We start from the raw sequence: 22,222 nt of genomic DNA, 5'->3' as shown, positions 1-22,222 counted from the left end.
TCAGATTAACTTTGCTTGAGCGGGGCAGAGCGGTTGCGTAGCTTTTGTCCATGACCAAACCTTCTTTTTTCAAATACTTTAGACCCAGTCCCGAGATCATCCGCCTTGCTGTAATGCTGTACATCCGTTTCCCACTATCGCTTCGGAATGTGAAAGCTCTGAAAGATGACCAGGTGGATGCCCTTAGGCGTCCGATTTGGGCTCAGAGCGGTCATTCGCCGCGGAGCAGCGTACCTATGCCGGATTAACGGCGGCTTTGGGCTCGGTGCCCTCGTTCGCTGCATCTGGCGTGAACGACTGCTATGCGGACAAAGCGGAATTTCGAAGACATGGTATTAATAACGTATTATCATCGGGTCTGAATGTGCGGCTTTCGTGAAGAAACGCGTTTTGATTTCAGCAAGTCTTGGGAGGTTTATCATGCTCAGGTCCCTAAATTCCGCTTTGTTCTCTTCCATATTTGTAGTTTCGAGCGCAGCCAACGCGCAGTTCTTACCCTCTGAACAGTCCCTTCAAGACCTTTACCCCGGCAAAGCCTATTCACCCAATGCTCAACGCAGCTTTCCATCGCGCGTATTTTGGGGTGACACTCATATTCACACCGGTCTTTCAATGGACGCAGGTCTTTTCGGGAACACGACCGATCTTGACACAATGCTTCGGTTTGCGCGCGGCGAAGAGGTCGTCTCGGCCACAGGGCAGCCTGTTAAGCTGGCGCGACCGCTAGACTGGATCGTGACAACGGAACACTCGGATGGAATGGGCATGATCACCGATCTGGCTAAAGGTTCTCCCAACATTATGGAATCAGAACAGGGCTCCCGCTGGGCAAAAGGTCTGCAAGAAGGAGGTGAGGCGTCTGCTGCAGCAGCTCTGAACCTGATTACTACGTTCTCTCAAGGGAATATGGATCCGAACTTGATCGCAGATTATTCTCCCGGATCGCCCATCTATGCCTCTGTCTGGGAAGACATGATCGCTACTGTGGAATCGTTCAACGATCCGGGAGACTTCACGGCTTTCCACGGCTTTGAGTGGACATCGCTGATCCGGGGCAACAACATGCACCGCAATATCATTTTTCGTGACAATGCAGACCGGGTCAAACAAGTCCAACCTATGACCACGCAGGCGCCCATCGGCTCTACAGACCCGATGGACTTGTACAAATGGTTGGAGGCCTATGAGGCCAATACAGGTGGACAAGCTTTTGCACTCGCGCACAACGGAAACCTGTCAAACGGCATCATGTTCCCATCTGAAACACGTTACAATGGCGAACCCGTGGACGAAGCCTATGCAATGGCGCGGATGAGATGGGAACCGCTCTACGAAATCACCCAGATCAAGGGAGACGGCGAGGCGCACCCCGCTCTTAGTCCCGATGACGAGTTTGCGAATTACGAAACATGGGATGCGGGCAACCTCGATCTAACTGAAGCTAAAACGCCAGATATGCTTGCAGGCGAATATGCGCGTGAGGCACTCAAGCAGGGGTTCGCCATCGAGGCGCGCACGGGCGTAAACCCATACAAATTTGGCTTGTCCGGCGCGACGGACAGCCATACATCGCTGGCAACCGCTGACAGCGACAATTACTTTGGTAAAGCGACAAATGCCGAGCCATCGTTGACCCGCGCGTCGCATCCGTTCACCAAAACAGAAAATGGCGTTTTCCCAGGTTGGTCATTGGTGGCGTCAGGCTACACAGGTGTCTGGGCCGAAGAGAACACGCGGGCCAGTCTGTGGGATGCCATGGTGCGCCGTGAGGTTTATGCCACAACAGGTCCGCGCATGGCCGTGCGGTTCTTTGGGGGATGGGAGTTCGACGAGGATGACATGAGGTCTCGCGCTCCAGCCTTTGTTGGATACGAAAAGGGTGTTCCGATGGGTGGTGATCTGCGCCCGGCAACGTCCGATGCGCCAACCTTCATGGTCTATGCATTGCGCGATCCCATCGGAGCCAATCTTGATCGCATCCAGATCATTAAAGGCTGGATGGACAGCGACGGGAACTTGTCCGAAAAAGTCTATGATGTGGCATGGTCGGATGAACGTGAACTGGACGTTAACGGTAAACTGCCGGCTGTAGGTAATACGGTCGATCTGGAAGCAGCAAACTATATCAACACCATCGGCGCTTCAGAGCTAGGAACGGTCTGGACAGACCCAGATTTTGATTCGTCCGAGCACGCGTTTTACTACGCTCGCGTCATTGAAATCCCGACGCCGCGCTGGGTCGTTTACGACAAAGTGCGTCTAGGCGCTGACATTCCCGAAGAAGCGACATTGATCGGACAAGAGCGCGCATATACGTCGCCGATCTGGTATTCACCAAATAATTAGTAGAATGCCCGTCATTCTTGCTTTTTTGACTGACCGCTTTGGTCTCGAACCGGTCGCTCACAGAGTTTTGGCGAATGTCTGGTGTGCGGACAAAGCGGACCTTACGGGGATGTCATAACTAACGCACGTGACTTAAAGGCTGGTGGAACGGGTTGGTCGGCTTGGTAAGCTCTGGAGCGGCAAGCTACGTCACCCTTTGAATTGCAAGAACTTTCTACAATAGCTCGTGTTCTCTAAATCCAAGCTTCTACGGTTGATTTTTTGACTCAACTCTTTGACTCAGTCATTCTTCTCCAGGGGGGAACGCGATATGAATGGCGCTGACCAGAAAAGCCAAGCAGACAGGTACGAAGAAGGTATAGCGCTTCTGGATGTTGGTGTCGGCATATTCGATGACGCACTCCGACTGGTTTACTGCAACCCCGCATTTCGCGAGATGCGACGCTACCCACAAGAGCTCTGCCGCCGTGGTGTTAGTCTAGAAGATTTGCTGCATTTCAACGCCGAACGCGGAGATTTTGGCGCGGGCAAAACTGATCGGCTAGTAGCCGATCGAATGAATGAGATTGGTGCCTCTGGTGAGCGCGCGCTCGAGCATGAGATGGCAGACGGGCAGATTCTAGCGATCAGCTATCGCAGAACGGCCTCGGGAGGAACGATGGTCACCTATCAGGACCGCACCGCCGAGCGAAAAGCAGAAAGAGCATTGCGAGAAAGTGAGGAGCGCTACGCGCTTGTTTCAGACGCTGCGGAAGAGGCAATCTACGATTGGCACATTACCGACGACCAGTTTTATGCGTCCCCACGACTTGAGACTTTCCTAGGGCTTGAGACCGGTCCTAAGGGAGAGAGAACGTGGGTATGGCAAGACATTATTCATCCCGACGATTTGCCCTCTTACTTGTCAGCGTTGGAGGCGCATATATCCGGCAAGAAGAAACGATGGGAATGTGAGTACCGACTCAAAGTAGCCAGCGGAAAGTGGCGCTGGGTATCGGATCACGGCACCTCGATTCGCGATACTAACGGCTACGCGACGCGTATGGTTGCCGCAATTCGGGACATTACACCCAAGATTGAACGGGATGCAGCCCTTGCCGCAAGTGAGGAAAGATACCAGTTGGTCACTCAAGCTACCAGCGATGGAATTTATGATTGGGACGTGACCAATGATGTTCTGTTTGTCTCTGCTGACCTGAACGATCTACTCAGTTTGGACGAGGCCAATTCGTCTTCGACACGATGGGCCGAGCAGATCCATCCGGATGATTACGACGCTTATGTCAAGGCAATCGTTAACCATTTCAAGGGCGGGACTGATGCCGTTGAATGTGACTACCGGCAGAGGGCGCGTGATGGCGGTTACCGTTGGGTTCACGACCGAGGCGTTGGTGTGCGAAACGCCGAAGGCCGGGTCGTTCGGCTTGTCGGTGCCGTGCGCGACATAACTGAAATCCGGGATGCACGGGAACGAATTGCCCGAATTGAAGGTCGGCTACTCGGAGCAATTGAAACGATCGCCGATGGTTTGCTTTTGGTGGGACCTGAAAATCGCGTCGAGTTATTCAACGACCGCTACGTCCAGATCTTCAGCGACGCCGCTGGCGGCGCCGATTTGAGCAACCTAATTTATGAGGGCCGCGAATTCTTCGACATGATCCGCAACGGCTATGAGCTTGGGATGTTTACCGAACATCCAGACGGCGTTGACGGTTGGATCGCTGCCCGCCGCGTCGCTTGGGAGAAGCCAAAGGCGAACTGGGAACTAGAGTTGGGCAACGGTGTGTGGATCATGCTCAACGAACGTCGCCTGCCTGATGGTGGCCGCATCATGGTTTACAACGACATAACCGAATTCAAACGCAGGGAGGCAGATGCGCAGGCCGCACGGCAGCGGTTTGAAGACGCAATTGAAGCGATTTCGTCTGGTTTTGCATTGTGGGATGCAGAGGATCGGCTAGTTGTATGTAATGAGCGCTACCGCACCTACATGAGCGAACTCGCCGACAAGGTCGTACCCGGCGTGAAATTCGAAGAGATCATCGGTGCCGGCATCAAGCGCGGCCTATTTCCACTTTCCGAAGGAGAAGTAGAAGGGTATCTTGAGAGAATTGCCGAAAAACGCAAGAAAGCCTCGGGCGAACCACGCGAACAGCTAGTCGCCGGGTACTGGCTGCAGATTACGGATCACCGCACTTCGGATGGTGGCATCGTCTCGATCTATACCGACATTACCGAACTGAAAACCAAACAGCTGGAGATCGAACAACAATCAGCGATCCTCGAGTTAACAATGGAGAACATGGGCCAGGGGATTACGCTGGTGGATAAAGAGCTGCGCACAATTGCGTTGAATTCGAAATTTCTTGACCTCATGGAGTTTCCTCGCGAACGCTTTCGCCCCGGATTCACAATGGAAGAGGCATTTCGGTTCAATGCTGAACGAGGGGAATATGGGCCGGGCGACATTGATACCCAAGTGCGCGAGCGGGTGGAACTGGCCGCAAAATTCTTACCGCACAAATTTGAGCGTATTCGTCCTGATGGTACGGTGATTGAGATTATCGGCAACCCTATCCAAGGTGGCGGCCTAGTTGCAACTTACACTGACATTACGGACCGCAAACTCGCTGACGAAGCACTGAAAGCGGCACTGGCAGAATTTAACGCGGTCATCGATCACGTCGACTATGGAATTCTGTTCATGGGACCGGATTTACGTGCGCGTATAATAAATCGGGCATTTGCGCGAATTTGGAACATCGATCAGAAATTCATCGACCAGCGCCCAACTATGCAGGAGCTGATAGAGTACAACAAGGACACAGGAGTCTATGATGTCGCGCCGAAGGACTGGGATGACTGGCTGTCCATGCGGGTCGAGGCAATACGGGCAGGAAACATGCCACCGGGCGAGTTGTGTCGGGCTGATGGCATGACGTTGAGTTTCCAATGCGTGGACCTGCCGGATGGCGGTCGCATGCTGACCTATTTCGATATCACCGAACTAAAACGGCGTGAAGCGGAGATTTCCAACGCGCGTGATGCGGCTGAACATGCCCTCAACGATCTGCGGCAAGCCCAAGAACGGCTCATCCAGTCCGAGAAGATGGCCAGCCTAGGCCAACTTACTGCCGGCATTGCCCACGAGATCAAGAACCCGCTGAATTTCGTCAACAACTTTGCCAAATTGTCTGGCGAGTTGTTGGAAGAATTACACGAGATATTAGAAGACCCGATCGCGGCTCTGGAGGAAGAGGATCGCGAGGAAGCTAAGGACCTATGGCAGACAGTACGCGGCAACTTAGGCAAGATAAACCAACACGGTCAACGTGCTGACAGCATCGTTAAAAACATGCTTCTGCATTCCCGTGAGGGGCCGAGCGAGTTGCAACGTGTTGCACTAAACCCGATCGCAGAAGAAGCGCTGAACCTTGCCTATCACGGTGCTCGGGCGGAGGATTCCAGTTTCAATGTCGAAATACGAGCCGACATTGATCCCGACGTTGGCCAAATCGATTGCTATCCGCAGGATTTGATGCGTGTTTTTCTTAATCTCATCAGCAACGGCATGTATGCGGCCAACAAACGTAAAGACGCGGAAGAAGGTGACTTTTCACCGACGATCTGGCTATCGACGCGAGCCAATGGTGACCGCGTCAACGTCACTATTCGCGATAATGGTACGGGCATTCCAGAAGAAATGAGGGAGAAAATTTTTCTACCGTTTTACACCACAAAACCCGCGGGTGAAGGCACAGGGCTCGGCCTTTCGTTGAGCTATGATACCATCGTCAAGCAGCATGGTGGAACTTTGACTGTGGACAGTAAGCCAGGGGATCACACGATTTTTGTCGTTTCGGTCCCGGTCCATTCTCAGGGGGACCTAGCATGACAGGACAAATTCTGATGGTAGATGACGAACCCGACGCACAGGACCTGATTCGACAAAATTTTCGGCGGGAGATACGAAAAGGAGTCTACAGTTTTGGGTTTGCCGGGTCTGGCGAGTCCGCCTTGGACGCAATAAGTCATTCGAAAGAAGAAGTGATGTTGGTGCTTTCGGACATCAACATGCCCGGCATGTCAGGAATCGAGCTTTTGCAGGAACTGCGCGCTCGCTGGCCTGAATTACCGGTTATGATGATCACCGCCTATGGTGATGCAGCGACCGAGGCGAAAGTCCGGGAACTGGGAGCGGAACAGTTCCTGACCAAGCCCGTCGATTTTGTTGAACTGAAAGAGCGGCTCTCACGATTTGTCGGAGATGCGACGTGACGCCGCCACGCATTCTAGTTGTCGATGACGAGCCCGACCTTGAAGCGTTGATTTCGCAAAAGTTTCGGCGTCGCGTACGCAAAGGGGAACTCGATCTATTGTTTGCTCATGACGGCAAACACGCCCTCGAAGTTCTCGAAGAGAACCCTAAAATAGATATCGTCCTTTCCGACATAAACATGCCCAGGATGGATGGTCTCACTTTGCTTGAGCGGTTGAGCGAGATGGAAACTGATCTGCAAACTGTTATGGTTTCGGCCTACGGCGACATGAACAATATCCGCGCGGCTATGAACCGCGGGGCTTTCGATTTCGTGACCAAACCGATTGAGTTCGAAGATCTCGACCGGACCATTGCCAAGACGCTGGAACACCTTGAGTTGCTCCGCCAATTGCGCACGGCCCGTGATAATGCCGAGCAAGCGAGATTGACGCTGTCACGGTATTTCTCTCCTACGGTGGTTGAGACGTTGTCGCGTGATCCAGAGGCAATAGAGGCCAAGGGCGAGCGCCGCGTAGCAACCTTTCTATTTACTGATCTGGCCGATTTCACTCAGCTGGTAGAAAGCTCGGATTCCGACCTGATCGTCGAAATTCTCAACGAATACCTAGATGGCATGACCCGAACAATCTTTTCGCACGGCGGAACAGTCATGAAAATCATAGGCGACGCCATCCAAGTAATATTCGGTGCGCCAGTTGACGATCCGGAACATGCCGCGCACGCGGTGGCCTGCGCCTTGGCGCTCGACGAATTTGCCCAAGGTTTTCAGAAGAAACTACTGGATCGCGGCATCGCGTTGGGAGACACGCGCATAGGTGTGAACAGCGGCGGTGCGATCATTGGCAATTTCGGCGGCAAGAGCTATTTCGACTATACAGCGTATGGCGATGCTGTGAACACTGCGGCAAGGCTGGAACAGGCTAACAAGACGATAGGGACGCGCATCTGCACTTCGGAAAGTGTTGCCAAGGGGATCGACAACTTCTCTGGCCGCCCAATTGGAAGACTCTTGCTGAAAGGCAAAACGCAAGCGGTGACCTGCTATGAACCCTTGTCAGAGGCGCTTGTCGACAGCGATCAAGTGAGAGATTACAAGGCGGCGTATGAGCTGCTAGAGGCGAGTGACCCCAAAGCGCGCCAATCCTTTGCGGCGCTTTTGGTCGAGTGCGAAGACGACCCCTTGATCTTGTTTCACCTTGGTCGATTGCTGGCCGGCGAAACTGGTGCAGACATTGAAGCAGTGGGTTGATCGCCAGACCTGTCCCAACGTCATTACCGCTAAAAAACCATGATAAGGCTGCCCAACACTCGCCGCGAGCCGGTCGACCCCGACCCAACAATAACAAAAGGGTTGCCTATATCGGCGGCAAGAACTGCGATTATGCGACGTTTCATAGACGAGCAATACCACACAGCTTACTAACCAGCGCATGTCCACTTCGGGCTCTTAACAGTCTTTCGCTGCGGAGTTTCGCGCACAATTCTAATTAACGGCAACATTGGGCTCGCTGCAGTCATCTGAGTCTTTCTGTCAGATGACCGCTTGTGAACGGAAAGCAGACACATGAGACACCGCTCGGCGATCCAATGAATCGCGGGCCTTCTCCACAATTGGACTTGACCACACAGCCGTTCAGAGCGGTACTGTCCATGTCGCAATCGCCCGGGATCACCGGGCTCCACTCAGTACGGGGCGAGGGATGGGCCTTTGCCCGCAGAGTGGAGAAACACGATGACTACACCAAATGCGGTAGCGCAAAGTTCGGCCAGAACCACAAAGTTTGGTAAAAAGCTGACCCGTCATAAGCAGCTTCACAGAATGCTCACGCGGAAGTCCGGCGTCACAATCGCGCAGCTTCAAAAGACCTTCGGCTGGCAACCGCATACGGCTCGGGCAGCGATATCCGCGCAACGCAAAGCAGGGTGCGTGGTTGACAGGGCAGAGACCGACAAGGGATCGGTTTACCGAATTGTCGAATTCCAGGGCGCCCAATGAAAGCCGAGCAAAACGAGAAGGTGTCGATCCTGATATCGGAGATTGAAGCCTTTGATCGCGCCTCGTGCCTCGACCGCTGGCGCGAGACTTTCGGGCGCTCGCCCCCAAAGTATCTTTCGCCACTGTTCATGAAGCAGGTGCTGATCTGGGAGACGCAGAACAGGGCGCTGGGCGGTGTGTCCGTCAAGACCACCCGCCGTCTGAAACAGATTGCCGCCGGGAAAGCGTTGCCCACGACTGCCAAGCCCGGTTCTCACCTTGTCCGGGAATGGAACGGACGGACTTACCAAGTCGAGGTCGTTGAGGGAGGGTACGTCATGGATGGCAAATCCTGGCGGTCGCTGTCAGCCATCGCAAAACATATCACGGGCGCACACTGGTCCGGTCCGCGCTTCTTCGGGGTCCAGTGATGCGCCGAATCCGCTGTGCCATCTATACCCGCAAGAGCTCGGAAGAGGGGCTGGAACAGGACTTCAATTCTCTGGACGCACAGCGAGAGGCTTGTGAAGCCTACATCGCTAGCCAGAAGCATGAAGGCTGGGAATTGCTGCCCGACCGGTATGACGACGGCGGCATCTCCGGCGGACACCTCGATAGGCCTGCTTTGCAGCGGTTGATGCAAGCTGTAGATGACAAACACGTCGATCAGATCGTGGTCTACAAGATCGACCGGTTGACCCGCTCGCTGGCAGACTTTGCCAAGCTGGTGGAACGGTTGGATCAGGCTAAAGCATCGTTTGTATCCGTGACGCAAAGCTTTAATACGGCCACTAGCATGGGGCGGCTCACGCTCAATGTACTGCTCAGCTTTGCCCAATTCGAACGCGAGGTCGCAGCGGAGCGCATTCGAGACAAGATCGCGGTCTCAAAACGCAGGGGCCTTTGGATGGGTGGCAACGTCCCGCTCGGCTATCAGGCAAGTGGCCGAACTCTGAAAATCGACCCGGAGGAATCGAAGACTGTTAAAGCGTTGTATGATCTCTATCTCGAGCATGGCCTCATCCGACTTGTGAAAGAGCGTGCAGACGCGATGGATCTCAGATCGCGACGGCGTGTTCGTGGGGAAGGGCGGGTGTCTGGCGGTCTCCGTTTTGATCGCGGGCACATCCATCACATTTTGAGCAACCCGATTTATGCCGGACGGATCCGTCACAAGGGCCAGGTGTACGACGGACGGCATCCTGCGATCATTGCGCCAGAGGTCTGGGATGAGGTTCAGCAGATGCTGCAAGATGGGGCCGCAAAATCCCGAGGCACCAAACGCAAAATCCAGCGATCATTGCTAGTGGGAAAGCTCTTCGATGAAACCGGCGACCGACTGACACCCAGTCACAGCAGGAAGAATGGAAAGCGATTGCGGTACTACATCTCCCACCGGTTAGTGAAGGACCGCAGCCAGAAGCATCCGGATGCCTGGCGCCTGCCTGCGGACGAACTTGAGACGCTAATCACAGATCTCATCAGAAAGGACCTGAGCCGTCCTGATTTTGTTGCAGCCCTCATGCCGGACGTAACGGCCGCAGAGATCCCTGGCTTCTCCACGAAACTGACTGCCGTCCAAAGTGCGAAACAGGGCCTTGCTCTTGTTGCGCGCGTCGACCTTAAACCGGGCCAGCTCGCTGTTACTTTGAACAATCAAGAAATCGCCGAGCTAGTTGAATGTGAAAGTGATCGGATCGACTCAACATCATTGCGTTTTGAAGCACCCTTCCGGATGCGCCGGCGCGGCGTTGAGTTGAAGCTGCATTTGGGAGACGCGCCCTCGGAGGTAGATTGCACTCTGGTCCAGAACATCGTCAAAGCGCAGCGATGGATGGCTATGATCCTGAGCGGAAAAACCTTTGCGGAGATCGCTGAGGCGGAAGGGACGTCCAAACGCCGAGTTCAGGATGTGGTTGATCTGGCAATGCTTGCGCCCGACATTCTGGATGCCATCGCATCGGGTGAACAGCCAGCAGACCTGACGTCCGATTACCTCATCAAATCGGGCGTGCGGGCTTCGTGGTCCGAGCAACGTGAACGGTTCGCGAAGCTCTGAGCGACACCTGCCCGAAATCTTCCAAACTCGTACCGCCGAAATGGCAAACAGAGACTATGGGCACAAATCGGCCCTTGCTGCTCTGCATCTCGAGTCTCTGTCAGAAATTGATGATGCCAAGCCGCGGAAATCACGCGACAATATCGGCGCACTCTCTTGTCAGCTGAAAATTTGGGAGTGGATGGCTGGGGTGGTAGGATTCGAACCTACGATACACGGTACCAAAAACCGCTGCCTTACCACTTGGCTACACCCCAACGGTGAGCGGCTATCTACGACTGTTGCTGACCGGGTTCAAGAGGGTTGGCGCAAAATTTCAACGAGTCTCGGAAAAATTTCTATGCGCGCTGGGCCGTGCTGTTTGACAACGAATAACCCTGCGGAATTGACATGGTTTTTGCCGTCACTCTCTTATTTCCTCTGGACCAACACCCCAGAGATTCTCTTTCATCGTCCACCCGCGATATCCGCCAGCCGAGATCTGACACCAGTCGAGCGTGCAGCTACCCAATCTTGCGACAACACCCGACTCGAATTGCGCGTTGACCTGAGATTGCGGATCCGCAGAGGCATAAACCGGCAGCAGATCGGACTCGATCAACACCGTGCGGACTCCTGATAAAAGCGCATAGTGGACCCAACCGCCAGCGCCGTCGCGATCCTGAACTTTCCTCCAGTTTCCGTATTCGGCCGTGATCTGCAAAGGCATCCCGCGGCGCTTGAAGACCCAATCGATGCGATGGGTCAGTGAAGGGCCGCGCCGCACATTGCCCTCGGCGGCTTTCATCGACACAAAACGTGGCAGCGGGAGATTCGTGACCGAGCCACGCGCATCCTGCGCTAGGGCCGCCACCGGTCCCATAAATGCGAGGAAAACCAAAGCAAACGCCAACACACGACGATCTAGCGAAAAAATAGCACTCACTGCCTGCTCTTATGTTTGTCTTCTGCGCTCTCAAAAAAGGGTGGGTCTGTGCCCTAGGGTTCTTGTGCCCCGCCTGATCCTGCGCCACGATGCCATGGCGCGTGACCGTTTGCAAAACAATAGGAGGGCCAAGGTGCCAAGAGAACGTCTGAGTGTTGTTGTTACGCGACGATTGCCCGAGGCTGTTGAAACCCGGTTGAGCGAGCTGTTCGATGTCACGTTGCGCGACACCGACAACCCCATGAGCCGGGATGAATTGGTCGCTGCAGTCAAGACGGCTGATGTCTTGGTGCCAACGATCACGGACACCATTGACGGAGGTGTTCTGGGGCAGGCGGGCGAGCAGTTGCGTCTGATTGCAAACTATGGGGCTGGCGTCGACAATATTGATGTGGCCACGGCACGCCAGCGCGGGATTCTGGTTTCGAATACACCGGGTGTGTTGACCGATGACACCGCTGACATGACCATGGGGTTGATCCTTGCGGTAACGCGCCGGATCCCCGAGGGGCTGAGCGTCATGCAAAAAGGCGATTGGGCCGGTTGGGCTCCGACCGCTTTGCTTGGCGGTCGGGTCGGCGGGCGGAGGCTTGGCATTTTGGGCATGGGCCGGATCGGGCAAGCGGTTGCGCGGCGCGCGCGCGCCTTTGGTATGCAGGTGCATTATCACAACCGGCGCAAGCTGCGCCCCGAGATCGAGCAAGAGTTGGAGGCGACCTATTGGGATAGCCTTGACCAGATGGTTGCGCGGATGGACGTGATCTCGATCAATTGCCCGTCGACGCCTTCGACCTTCCATCTGATGAATGCACGGCGGCTAAAGCTTATGAAACCCACAGCGGTGGTCGTGAATACGTCGCGCGGCGAGGTTATCGACGAAAACGCATTGACCCGAATGCTGCGTGCCGGTGAAATCGCGGGCGCGGGGCTGGATGTCTACGAACATGGCACCGACGCCAATCCCCGTTTGCGGCAATTGCCCAATGTCGTTCTTCTACCCCATATGGGCTCGGCGACGCTTGAGGGTCGGATCGAGATGGGTGAGAAAGTTATTATTAATATCAAGACCTTCGAGGATGGTCACCGGCCACCGGATCAAGTTGTTCCGTCGATGCTGTGATTTTTGCCCCTTTTTGGGCCGGGCCTGCTGTCTTGATTTGAACATCGTGTTGCGCGGTCTATCCGGCGCGAGCGAACGCTATTGATTTTGACCAAAAGGGAGATCCACATGCGTGTGAGTTTGATATCGGGGTTGCTGTTATCGGCGACTTTTATTGCCGGCCCGCTATGGGCGCAGGAAACCGCTGACGCCGTTGCGCCCGAGGCGGCAACCGAAGGTGAAGCTCAGGCCCTGACCGAGCAGGTCATTGCGGCGCTGGAAGCTAAGCTGGCCGGTGTGCCGGTCGAATCCGAGAATTGGATGGTTGCAGCGGCGAACCCATTGGCCGTTGAGGCTGGCGCACGGGTGCTGCGGGCGGGTGGAACAGCAGCAGATGCGATGGTTGCGGTGCAAGTTGTTCTGGGCCTGGTTGAGCCTCAATCTTCCGGTTTGGGCGGCGGTGCCTTTTTGGTTTGGTATGATGCGACCAGCGGATCACTGACCACGTTAGACGGGCGGGAAACCGCTCCGCTCGCGGCGCGGCCCACGTTGTTTCAGGACGAAAATGGTGAGCCGTTGAAATTCTTTGATGCGGTAGTTGGTGGGTTGTCGGTGGGAACCCCCGGCACCCCTGCCTTGATGGCAGAAGCACATCGTCGTTGGGGCCGCAGCCCGTGGCCGTCGTTGTTTGACAATGGCATTGCTCTGGCCGAAGACGGGTTTCTTGTGTCGCCGCGATTGGCATCGCTGGTAGAAGCGGATGCGGAACGACTGGCACGTTTTCCTGCCACTGCTGACTATTTCCTGCCCGGTGGTGAGCCTTTGGCACAGGGGCAGCGGCTGACCAATCAGGCTTATGCAGATACGCTAAAGGCGCTGGCGTCTCAGGGGGCTGCCGGGTTCTATGGTGGTGACGTTGCCACCGGGATCGTGAACACAGTGCGCAATGCCCCCGGCAACCCCGGCGTTTTGTCTGGCATTGACCTTGCGCTGTATCAGGTGATCGAGCGCGAACCGGTCTGTGCCAACTACCGGTCTTACGAGGTCTGCGGCATGGGGCCACCATCGTCCGGTGCGCTGACGGTGGGGCAGATTCTGGGTATGCTGGACAGTTATGATCTGGGTGCAATGGGTCCCGAAAGCGCCGAGGCCTGGCGTCTGATCGGTGAGGCCTCGCGCCTGGCTTTTGCTGATCGGGGCCGATACATGGCGGATAGTGATTTTGTGCCCGTCCCGACGCAGGGTTTGGTCGATCCGGCCTATCTGGCTGAACGCGCGGGGCTGATGTCTGGAACCACAGCGCTGGAAGAGGTTGCGCCCGGCAATCCTGAATTTGACCATGCGCTCAACTGGGCTGATGATGTCTCGATCGAATTGCCGTCGACCTCTCATATCTCGATCGTCGATGCCTATGGCAACGTCTTGTCGATGACGACCACCATCGAGAACGGTTTTGGGTCGCGCCTGATGACCAACGGGTTCCTTCTGAACAACGAGCTGACCGATTTCTCGTTCCGCACTCATTCCGATGGCGTGCCCATCGCAAATCGGCTTGAACCGGGCAAACGCCCGCGTTCATCCATGAGCCCCACGATCGTTCTTGAAGACGGTGCGCCGGTTCTGGCTATCGGGTCGCCCGGTGGCAGTCGGATCATCGGATATGTGGCCAAATCGATCATCGCCTGGGCCGATTGGGATATGGATGTCCAGCAGGCCGTGATGTTGCCCCATCTGGTAAACCGTTTCGGCACCTATGATGTCGAAGCTGGCACCGCCGCCGAAGGGTATTCCGACGCGCTGGCAGAGCTTGGGTACGAGGTAAACGCCCGCGACCTAACCTCGGGCCTGCATGCTATCGAGATCGGTGAGGGCCTGAGTGGTGGAGCTGATCCGCGTCGAGAAGGGATCGCGCTGGGCGAATAAGCTCTGATCCTCAAAATCATTGCGCGCCATCGGCGGGCCTTTTAGTCATAGTGCTGAAAGGCCCGCTTTGTCTTTGGGCCAAGGGAGGAACAGAATGGTTCAGGCAATGGCCTTGCCCCGCAACGAACAGGGGATCGAAACCGCGATTGGGGTTCTTAAACAACGTTTCGGTGATCGTCTGCAAACAGGCGCGGCCATCCGCGAACAGCATGGGCATACGACCACTTGGATCGACAATCAAAACCCCGATGCCGTGGTCTTTCCACACTCGACCGAAGAGGTTGCCGAGATCGTCAAGACCTGCGCGGCGCACAAAGTTCCGGTGATCCCGTTTGGCACGGGAACCTCGCTCGAAGGGCATGTGAACGCGCCCGCCGGGGGTATTTCGGTTGACTTGATGCAGATGAATAAGGTTCTGGCGGTGCATGCCAGCGATCTGGATTGTGTTGTGCAACCCGGCGTCACCCGCGAAGACTTGAACACCTATCTGCGCGATCAGGGTTTGTTTTTTCCAATCGATCCGGGGGCCAATGCCTCATTGGGCGGCATGGCGGCGACGCGGGCGTCGGGCACAAACGCGGTGCGCTATGGGACGATGAAAGACAATATCCTCAGCCTTGAGGCGGTAATGCCGGACGGGCAGATCATTCGCACTGGCCATCGGGCGAAAAAGTCTTCGGCCGGGTATGATCTAACCCGCTTGCTGATCGGCGCCGAGGGTACGCTGGGCATTATCACTGAAATCACATTGCGTTTGCAGGGGATCCCCGAGGCCATCACATCGGCTCGCTGTTCGTTTCCAACGGTGGATGCGGCCTGTCAGGCCGTTATGATGACGATCCAATACGGTATCCCCGTGGCGCGAATTGAACTGCTGGATGAAATGTCCGTCAAAGCAGCCAACGCTTATTCTGGCCTGAAACTGCCGGAAACGCCGCTCTTGCTGCTTGAATTTCACGGGTCAGAGAACGGTGCAAAAGAGCAGGCGGAAACCTTTGGAGGAATTGCCGAAGAGTTCGAGGGCAGGGACTTTGCCGCAACCTCCACCAGCGAAGAGCGCACCAAGCTTTGGCAGGCGCGGCACGATATGTACTGGGCCAGCCTGCAATTGCGCCCGGGTGCCCGCGGGATTTCCACGGATGTCTGCGTACCGATTTCGCGTTTGGCCGAATGCGTTGGTCTGACACAGAAAAAAGCCGAAGAACTGGACCTTTTGGCCCCGATTGTTGGTCATGTCGGCGATGGGAACTTCCACACGCTGGTCCTGCTCGATATGGACAGCCCCGAGGAGGTGGCCAACGCCGAGGAGTTTGTGAATTGGCTGAACGAGCTTGCGATTTCAATGGACGGCACCTGCACCGGTGAGCATGGCATCGGACAAGGGAAACGTCCCTATCTGATCAAAGAGTTAGGGGCCGCGACCGGCTATATGTCGGCGATAAAGGCAGCGCTTGACCCTGACAACATCATGAACCCCGGCAAGATCCTGGATTGACCCTTTCGTGGGCCATTTCGGGCCATAACCTTGCCTCAATGTTATGAGATCCGAGACCTCGGAGCAGAAAGTGTTTTGAGGTCTCAAATGGATTTCCTGCGGTTCTTAGGATTCGCAATAGTCGCGTTGGCAGTTGTGGTTGGGCTGGATTATTACCAGCAGGACAAAAAGCACGAAGAAACCCTGACGCTTGAAGGGTATTTCGACACGGTTGCCAGCCGTTTTAACCTCTACCAAGAGGAACGGCTTGCTGAAGAGGTCGAACAAGACCGGCAGAAGCGCTGGCGGCAAGGTGCCAAGCCCTATTTGCCCCCAAGCAGCGAAGAATGGGTGCGCCGCGCGATAACCGATCACGACTATACCGTGGATGCCCGCCTTGGCGCCGAACAAGCCAAGGCAAGTGCAGCAGCCCGGCCCCTGGCGATCGAAGTTGCAGTGCAAGAGGCCAAGGTCCGCGCCGACAAGCTGGATCGCATCGGGTGGCTTTATGAGAACGGCGAAAAAACCATCTGGTTACAAGCGCGCTTGGTCAGCAGCCCAAACCAGAATACCATTGTCGGCAACATAGAAGCATCGCTGGCCGGAATGAACTTCAAGGGCACCGATTACGCCGCGCTCGGTGTCATCGGGGGCGTCGCCTTTTTCGAAGAGGTCGCGGGCGACTTTTACGATGTGTCGAAGGGAACCCGCACAAATTGGGCTTTGATGAAGAAGAAAATAGCTGAAACCGGAAAACAGGTCAGTTTCAAAACTTATGTTGGTACGCTGGGTCTGGGGCAGGAAATTCGCCTGAAGGTCATGTCGGATGCGCCCCGCGACGAGGTTTACTCGTTCCTTCAACAGGTCGACTATGACGGACTGAATGCGTTACTCAGCCTGCCTGTGCCGGGGGTCAGCAATGATCGGGTGATCGATAAGGCAGTCGAGCCCGAACTTGCAGTCGATATGGCCAAACTGCGCACCGAATTCCTCAAACTGCGCGGTGAACTGGCCCAGATGCGGATAAACAATCTGGACAACCTGTCGCTGGTGGCGAACACACTTGCCGGTAGCTACGGGTTGCCGGGTGATACGTTCGACCTGACTGCGAACAAAATCTCTTCACCGCAAGAGTTGATGCAATTGGGGTATCGTAAAGGCTTGAACGACCTGATGTACGATCAGCCCGATCAAGCAAGCACCAATCAGGAACAAGGCATGTTCGGCCGTCTTTTCGCCAAGGTGACCGGTGGCAGTGCTGAACAGGCCGACCCAACTCAGCAGCCCGTTCCCACGCAGGCGTCTTCGGGCGGCGGATTGCTCAGCGGATTGACTTCAATCTTCAACGGATCAGGAAGCCGTTCTCAGTCTGCCGAGGTCAAGGTGCGTAAAGGAAGTTTGGATACCAAGTCTTGCTCGATGTGGGGCGCGAACAAGCGCTGTGCTGTCGGCAACTAAAACAATATCGATGTTCAAATTTTGCGGCCCGCCCTTAAAGCGGGTCGTTTTTTATTGATCAGGGGTCGGATGACTGTCGCGTTTTGACCCGCAAATGCGCCATATGGTGTCAGCTGAATTCTAGGGAGACGCCGGTTATGAAAACCCAAGTCAAAGCATTGGTTGTTGGCGGTGGCGCCATTGGGACATCAATTGCCTATCACCTGGCCAAGGCAGGCTGGGATGACGTGATGCTGATCGAGCGGGATGAGCTGACATCGGGGTCCACCTGGCACGCGGCGGGCCTGCTGCCGCTTTTCAACATGTCTTACGCGACGACGCATATCCACAAATACTCGGTCGACTTCTACAAGACGCTCGAGGAAGAAACCGGCCTGAATGCGGGCTTTGCCGTGGTTGGGAACCTGCGCATGGCGCAGACGCAGGACCGCATGGACGAATACATGCTCTACGCGTCCACAGCCGAGACTTGTGACGTCAAATATGAATGGCTGACGCCTGAGCAGATCAAGGAACGTTGGCCACTGATCGAAACCGGCGATCTGAAAGGCGCGATCTACCACACTGAAGACGGCTATATTAACCCTGCCGATGTCACCCAGGCGATGGCCAAAGGCGCGCGCCAGCGCGGCGTTGACATCGTCCGCAAGATGCAGGCCGACGCGTTCCATTGGACCGGTACCCATTGGGAGGTGACCTGTACCAAAATGGTCGAGCAGGGCGGCAACCTTGTTCCGTCAGACGAGCAAGTGGTGATCACAGCCGAGCATGTGGTGACCGCATCGGGCAACCACGCGCAGCGCACCGCCAAGATGCTGGGCATCAAGATGCCTGCGATCCCGGTCGAGCACACTTTCATCGTCATGGACAAAGACCCCGAATTGGTCAAATGGCGCGAAGCCGGTAACCCAGAACACCCGGTTGTGCGCGATGCCGACAACGAATCCTATGCGCGTGAAGAGCGCGGCGGCTGGATTCTGGGCATCTACGAACACGGTGCGCCTGCGCGCTTTGAGTATGGCGTGCCGGACAGTTTCCGCGCCGACCTGTTCCCGCTGGATATCGACCGAATTGCCGATCAATACATGGCGATGGCCGAACGCGTGCCATCCTGTGCGGATTCGGGCCTGAAAGATGATTTCAACGGCCCGATCTGCTATACGCCGGACGGCAACCCACTGGTTGGACCGGCTCCGGGCCTGCGCAATATGTGGCTGGCCGAAGGCTTTTCCTTTGGCATCACCGCCGCAGGTGGCACCGGCTATTACCTGGCGCAAATGATGGTCGAAGGCGAGGCCGAGATCGACATGGCCTCATTGGACCCCAAACGCTATTCCTCGAACTGGATGACCACGGAATTTGCGGCGCGCAAGAATGAAGAATGCTATGAGCATGTCTATATTCTGCATCACCCTGACGAAGAACGCGAAGCCTGCCGCCCGCTGCGGACCGTTCCGGCCTATGATCGCCAGAAGGCCCGCGGCGCGCAGTTCGGCTGGGTCAATGGCTGGGAACGCCCGAATTATTTTTGCCCGCTGGACGCGCCGGACAATTTCGACAAGGAAAGCCGGTCGTTCCGTCGTGGCGGTTGGTGGGAATATGCCGTCGAAGAAGCCAAGGCGATCCGCAATGGCGTCGGCCTGATCGACGCCTCAGCCTTCACCAAACATGTCGTCAAAGGCCCCGGTGCCACCCAGTTTCTGGATTGGTTCACCTGCAACAAACTGCCCAAGGTCGGGCGCATCAACTTGACCTATGCGCTGACCTCGCACGGCACTACCCGCACTGAGTACACCATCGTCCGCACTGGCGAGAACAGCTATTACCTCGTCTCCGCCGGAGCCTGGACAGAGTATGACGCTGACTATCTGCGCAAGGCCGCCGAGGACAAGATGGAGGAGTTCGGCTATATCGAAATCCAGGACGTGACCACCCAATGGGGCGTTTTTGCCATCGCCGGACCCAAATCGCGCGACGTTCTGAAAGAGGTCATCAAGGACGCCGATCCCGAAACCGCACTGTCCAACAAGCGCTTTCCTTGGTTGTCGGCTCGTCAGATTGAGCTGGGCATGTGCCCGGTCAACGCGATCCGTGTGGCCTATACTGGTGAACTTGGCTGGGAACTGCATCACCCGATCGAGATGCAGAACTATCTGTTCGATCTGCTGGAACAGGCCGGAGAGAAACACGGCATGAAGCTGGTCGGGGCTCGCGCGCAAAACTGGCTGCGCCAGGAGAAATCCTATCGCGCCTTTGGCACTGAACTCGGTCGCGATGCGACTCCGCTCGAGGCTGACCTGCCGCGTTTTGTCGACCTGTCCAAGGACTTTCACGGCAAGGCCAAGCTGGAAGAGACCGGTGTGCGCGTGAAATGCTGCACTTTGCTGATTGACGGGCCGGATGATGCGGACCCGTGGGGACGCGAGGCACTTTATACGCCGGAAGGCGAACGTGTGGGGCGTTTGACCTCGGGCGGTTATTCGGTAGCCTTCGAGAAATCTATCGGCATGGGCTATGTAAGACCCGAGTTGGCGGTCGAAGGCACCAAGCTGAAGGTCAAGATGCAGGACAATTTGTGGGACGCTGTGGTGACGTGCGACAGCCCCTATGACCCTAAGAACGAGACCATCCGCAAAGATGGTTGAGTCGTGACGGGTGGCCGGTGATGCAAAATGCACCGCTTGCGCGGCACATGCCTCCGGCGGAGGTATTTTTGAACAGAAGAAGCAGGGGACTTGAAAAGATCCAGCCCCCTGCTTTTGGACAGGGGGCCTTCTCCTGTTGCGGTCATCGGCGCCTCCGCCTGTACCGCCTGGCGACTGTCGCTGATCAAGATTAATGATCCGTTACTTCTTCTGTTTAAAAATACCTCCGCCGGAGGCAAGCCTGCCACTGCAGGCTTTTTCAGGGCCGGGGCTCGCCTGACGGTTTTTGTGTGACAAAAGCCAGGTTGTTGGCGGGCATGTCCACTATCTCCGACAGATTGAGCCCGCTTTCTTTCAGCAAACCGAGGATATCAGCATCGTTCTTGTAGCCGATTTCTGGGTCTTGTTGGATCAACGCCGTGTGGAAGCGTTGGTCCCCCGCGCTGGTTAGCTGCCCGTTTCGCATGAACGGGCCGTAAAGAACAAATTGCCCACCAGGCGCGAGCGCCGCAGCGGTTTCTGCGATCAAAATCTCTGTTTTGGACCAGGATATCAGGTGCAGGAGGTTGATCAGAACAATCAGGTCCTTTTCACTAAAGTCAAACGCCCAGCCCGAGACTGTTGCGTCGAGGTGGCGTGCCGTCGCGACGTTGCTCAGGCCGTGTGAATAGGCATCGATACTGGCACGCCGGTTTGGATCGATTTCTGTGGGTTGCCAGTTCAAGCCCGGCAGGTGCTGCGCAAAGGCAGCAACATGCTGCCCTGTACCGCTTGCCAATTCCAGAGCTTTCCCGGATTGCGGTGCGAGGCGCTTTAGCACGTTACACAGAGCATCCGCATTGCGAGCCGCTGCAGGCGCGACGAGGCGGTTGTTTGTCCTTTGGCCAGACATTGGCGTGCTTGGCGGGGTGGCGCGCTCTGTCATCGGTGCAGCCGTTCGGGGCGCAGTGCGGCGACGGTCTTGTCGTCCAGCTCCGACGGCTTTCCGGCAATCAGATCAGCAATCAGTAGCGAAGCGGCTGGTGCGGTTTGAAAGCCATAGCCACCCTGGCCAGCAGACCAGACAAAGCTGGGATCAAATGGGTCCGGCCCCAGCACGAGCGTCCCATCAGGGGCAAAGCTGCGCAGTCCTGCCCAATTGGCCTCAAGCCGCATGACGGGTTCTGTCACCATCTCTTCATACCGCGCAATACCCTCGGCCAGCACCATATCGTCAGCAAAAGCATCATGCGGAGCGACCGGATCAGCCTCTGATGGCGACACCAGCAGCTTTCCCGCGTCTGGCTTGGCATACCAAGCCTCATTCACGCCCAACATCATCGGCCAGCAACGAACATCATGCCCTCCGGGTGCAGGAATGCGACCCATAGAGCGGCGTTTTGGCACGATGCCAATCGGCTTGATCCCGGCAAGTGCGGCGATCTGATCTGCCCAGGCACCGGCGGCATTCACAAGGGTGCGGGATTCAAAGGCGCGACCTGCCTCGACAATCCAATACCGATCTTTTCGGATCGCAGAGACACGGGATTTCGTGAGGACGTCACCGCCATTGACACGCACGATCTTGGCGAAATCCTGCAACAGCCGATCCGTGTCTATGTCAAAAGCGCTAGAGCTTTCCCCAGCAAAACCAACGGTTTCAGGGTTCAGGATCGGGACACGTGCAATGGCGTCCTGCACATTGATCGGCGTCATGCCAAGTTCATCGGCGTCTTGGGCGAAAGCCTCTGCTTCATCCTTTTTCCCCAGCAACATCAGTCCTCGGGGTGTCAGATAGTTGGATGTCTTGTCATGAAAAAACGCGGCACCCGCCCGGTTCAAAGCCACCACTGAAGGCGGGCCATAGTTTTCTTCGAACAATGCCGCCGACCGGCCCGACGCGTGATAGCCCAGCGCGTCTTCGGCCTCGAGCACGGTGACGCGACCCAAAGCAGATAACCGCGCACCTGCGCTCAGCCCCGCGATACCACCGCCAATAACAAGAAAGTCAATCATTCTGCCTATGCCTGCGTTTTCAGGACGTTGCGACGAAGTCT

At 56.0% G+C, this 22,222-nt stretch carries 15 protein-coding genes, 1 tRNA gene and 1 pseudogene; 13 read left to right on the top strand and 4 right to left on the bottom strand.

The features are described from left to right. Positions 1 to 50: 50 nt before the first annotated feature. From GOV38_RS22410 to GOV38_RS19765, 8 genes and pseudogenes are all read left to right on the top strand, one after another. Positions 51 to 161 (top strand): annotated as a pseudogene (locus tag GOV38_RS22410) (IS6 family transposase); the annotation flags it as partial. A gap of 259 nt (positions 162 to 420) precedes the next feature. After that, on the top strand, positions 421 to 2,346 hold the full coding sequence (locus GOV38_RS19795; protein WP_171210361.1) for a DUF3604 domain-containing protein: 1,926 nt from the start codon (positions 421 to 423) through the stop codon (positions 2,344 to 2,346). Between the two features lie 310 nt (positions 2,347 to 2,656). Further along, a complete protein-coding gene (locus GOV38_RS19790; protein ID WP_171210362.1) occupies positions 2,657 to 6,241 on the top strand; it encodes a PAS-domain containing protein in 3,585 nt (1,194 codons plus the stop codon). Beyond that, a complete protein-coding gene (locus tag GOV38_RS19785; RefSeq protein WP_170385089.1) occupies positions 6,238 to 6,624 on the top strand; it encodes a response regulator in 387 nt (128 codons plus the stop codon). Before GOV38_RS19790 ends, GOV38_RS19785 begins: the two co-directional genes overlap by 4 nt. Continuing rightward, a complete protein-coding gene (locus tag GOV38_RS19780) occupies positions 6,621 to 7,877 on the top strand; it encodes a response regulator (RefSeq protein ID WP_170482768.1) in 1,257 nt (418 codons plus the stop codon). Before GOV38_RS19785 ends, GOV38_RS19780 begins: the two co-directional genes overlap by 4 nt. 483 nt (positions 7,878 to 8,360) lie before the next feature. Continuing rightward, the gene (locus GOV38_RS22630) at positions 8,361 to 8,624 is read left to right on the top strand and encodes a DUF3489 domain-containing protein (protein WP_171210390.1); all 264 of its coding nucleotides are present in this window, start codon (positions 8,361 to 8,363) and stop codon (positions 8,622 to 8,624) included. Then, positions 8,621 to 9,034, top strand: coding sequence for a DUF2924 domain-containing protein (locus tag GOV38_RS19770; protein WP_171210389.1), 414 nt, complete (start codon positions 8,621 to 8,623; stop codon positions 9,032 to 9,034). The genes GOV38_RS22630 and GOV38_RS19770 overlap by 4 nt, the downstream gene beginning before the upstream one ends. After that, positions 9,034 to 10,662 carry a recombinase family protein gene (locus GOV38_RS19765; RefSeq protein ID WP_171210388.1) on the top strand — a complete coding sequence of 543 codons (1,629 nt, stop codon included), beginning with the start codon at positions 9,034 to 9,036 and terminating at the stop codon, positions 10,660 to 10,662. The genes GOV38_RS19770 and GOV38_RS19765 overlap by 1 nt, the downstream gene beginning before the upstream one ends. Before the next feature lie 182 nt (positions 10,663 to 10,844). On the opposite strand, the gene GOV38_RS19760 is transcribed toward GOV38_RS19765, so the two are convergent. Next, positions 10,845 to 10,919 (bottom strand) — tRNA-Gln (locus tag GOV38_RS19760). Between the two features lie 146 nt (positions 10,920 to 11,065). Then, positions 11,066 to 11,524: an SH3 domain-containing protein gene (locus GOV38_RS19755; protein WP_171103631.1), complete on the bottom strand. Its 459-nt coding sequence runs from the start codon at positions 11,522 to 11,524 to the stop codon at positions 11,066 to 11,068. A gap of 196 nt (positions 11,525 to 11,720) precedes the next feature. Between GOV38_RS19755 and GOV38_RS19750 the strand changes: the two genes are divergently transcribed. From GOV38_RS19750 to GOV38_RS19730, 5 genes are all read left to right on the top strand, one after another. Continuing rightward, complete coding sequence (locus GOV38_RS19750) at positions 11,721 to 12,707, top strand: D-glycerate dehydrogenase (RefSeq protein ID WP_171103585.1); 987 nt, start codon at positions 11,721 to 11,723, stop codon at positions 12,705 to 12,707. A 108-nt stretch (positions 12,708 to 12,815) separates the two neighbouring features. Further along, complete coding sequence (gene ggt / locus GOV38_RS19745; protein WP_171210295.1) at positions 12,816 to 14,609, top strand: gamma-glutamyltransferase; 1,794 nt, start codon at positions 12,816 to 12,818, stop codon at positions 14,607 to 14,609. A 94-nt stretch (positions 14,610 to 14,703) separates the two neighbouring features. After that, on the top strand, positions 14,704 to 16,104 hold the full coding sequence (locus GOV38_RS19740) for an FAD-binding oxidoreductase (RefSeq protein ID WP_171210294.1): 1,401 nt from the start codon (positions 14,704 to 14,706) through the stop codon (positions 16,102 to 16,104). Between the two features lie 87 nt (positions 16,105 to 16,191). After that, a complete protein-coding gene (locus tag GOV38_RS19735; RefSeq protein WP_171210293.1) occupies positions 16,192 to 17,541 on the top strand; it encodes a hypothetical protein in 1,350 nt (449 codons plus the stop codon). 137 nt (positions 17,542 to 17,678) lie between these two features. Beyond that, positions 17,679 to 20,186 (top strand): FAD-dependent oxidoreductase, encoded by a 2,508-nt coding sequence (locus GOV38_RS19730; protein ID WP_171210292.1) that lies wholly within the window; start codon positions 17,679 to 17,681, stop codon positions 20,184 to 20,186. A 259-nt stretch (positions 20,187 to 20,445) separates the two neighbouring features. On the opposite strand, the gene GOV38_RS19725 is transcribed toward GOV38_RS19730, so the two are convergent. Beyond that, on the bottom strand, positions 20,446 to 21,111 hold the full coding sequence (locus GOV38_RS19725; RefSeq protein WP_171210291.1) for a DUF938 domain-containing protein: 666 nt from the start codon (positions 21,109 to 21,111) through the stop codon (positions 20,446 to 20,448). Next, the gene (locus GOV38_RS19720) at positions 21,108 to 22,181 is read right to left on the bottom strand and encodes an FAD-binding oxidoreductase (RefSeq protein ID WP_171210290.1); all 1,074 of its coding nucleotides are present in this window, start codon (positions 22,179 to 22,181) and stop codon (positions 21,108 to 21,110) included. The genes GOV38_RS19725 and GOV38_RS19720 overlap by 4 nt, the downstream gene beginning before the upstream one ends. Positions 22,182 to 22,222: the final 41 nt, after the last annotated feature.

The organism is Ruegeria sp. HKCCA5839 (assembly GCF_013035585.1).
Classification (GTDB): domain Bacteria; phylum Pseudomonadota; class Alphaproteobacteria; order Rhodobacterales; family Rhodobacteraceae; genus Ruegeria.
Note: the sequence above shows the minus strand (reverse complement) of the source record. Positions and strands in the feature narration are given on the sequence as shown.

Excerpts from the sequence above, each read along its gene's own strand:
- GOV38_RS19770 (WP_171210389.1), top strand. The coding sequence starts at position 8,621 with ATGAAAGCCGAGCAAAACGAGAAGGTGTCGATCCTGATATCGGAGATT.
- GOV38_RS19765 (WP_171210388.1), top strand. The coding sequence starts at position 9,034 with ATGCGCCGAATCCGCTGTGCCATCTATACCCGCAAGAGCTCGGAAGAG.
- GOV38_RS19795 (WP_171210361.1), top strand. The coding sequence starts at position 421 with ATGCTCAGGTCCCTAAATTCCGCTTTGTTCTCTTCCATATTTGTAGTT.
- GOV38_RS19725 (WP_171210291.1), bottom strand. The coding sequence starts at position 21,111 with ATGACAGAGCGCGCCACCCCGCCAAGCACGCCAATGTCTGGCCAAAGG.
- GOV38_RS22630 (WP_171210390.1), top strand. The coding sequence starts at position 8,361 with ATGACTACACCAAATGCGGTAGCGCAAAGTTCGGCCAGAACCACAAAG.
- GOV38_RS19730 (WP_171210292.1), top strand. The coding sequence starts at position 17,679 with ATGAAAACCCAAGTCAAAGCATTGGTTGTTGGCGGTGGCGCCATTGGG.
- GOV38_RS19790 (WP_171210362.1), top strand. The coding sequence starts at position 2,657 with ATGAATGGCGCTGACCAGAAAAGCCAAGCAGACAGGTACGAAGAAGGT.
- GOV38_RS19720 (WP_171210290.1), bottom strand. The coding sequence starts at position 22,181 with ATGATTGACTTTCTTGTTATTGGCGGTGGTATCGCGGGGCTGAGCGCA.
- ggt (WP_171210295.1), top strand. The coding sequence starts at position 12,816 with ATGCGTGTGAGTTTGATATCGGGGTTGCTGTTATCGGCGACTTTTATT.
- GOV38_RS19735 (WP_171210293.1), top strand. The coding sequence starts at position 16,192 with ATGGATTTCCTGCGGTTCTTAGGATTCGCAATAGTCGCGTTGGCAGTT.
- GOV38_RS19740 (WP_171210294.1), top strand. The coding sequence starts at position 14,704 with ATGGTTCAGGCAATGGCCTTGCCCCGCAACGAACAGGGGATCGAAACC.
- GOV38_RS19755 (WP_171103631.1), bottom strand. The coding sequence starts at position 11,524 with ATGGGACCGGTGGCGGCCCTAGCGCAGGATGCGCGTGGCTCGGTCACG.
- GOV38_RS19785 (WP_170385089.1), top strand. The coding sequence starts at position 6,238 with ATGACAGGACAAATTCTGATGGTAGATGACGAACCCGACGCACAGGAC.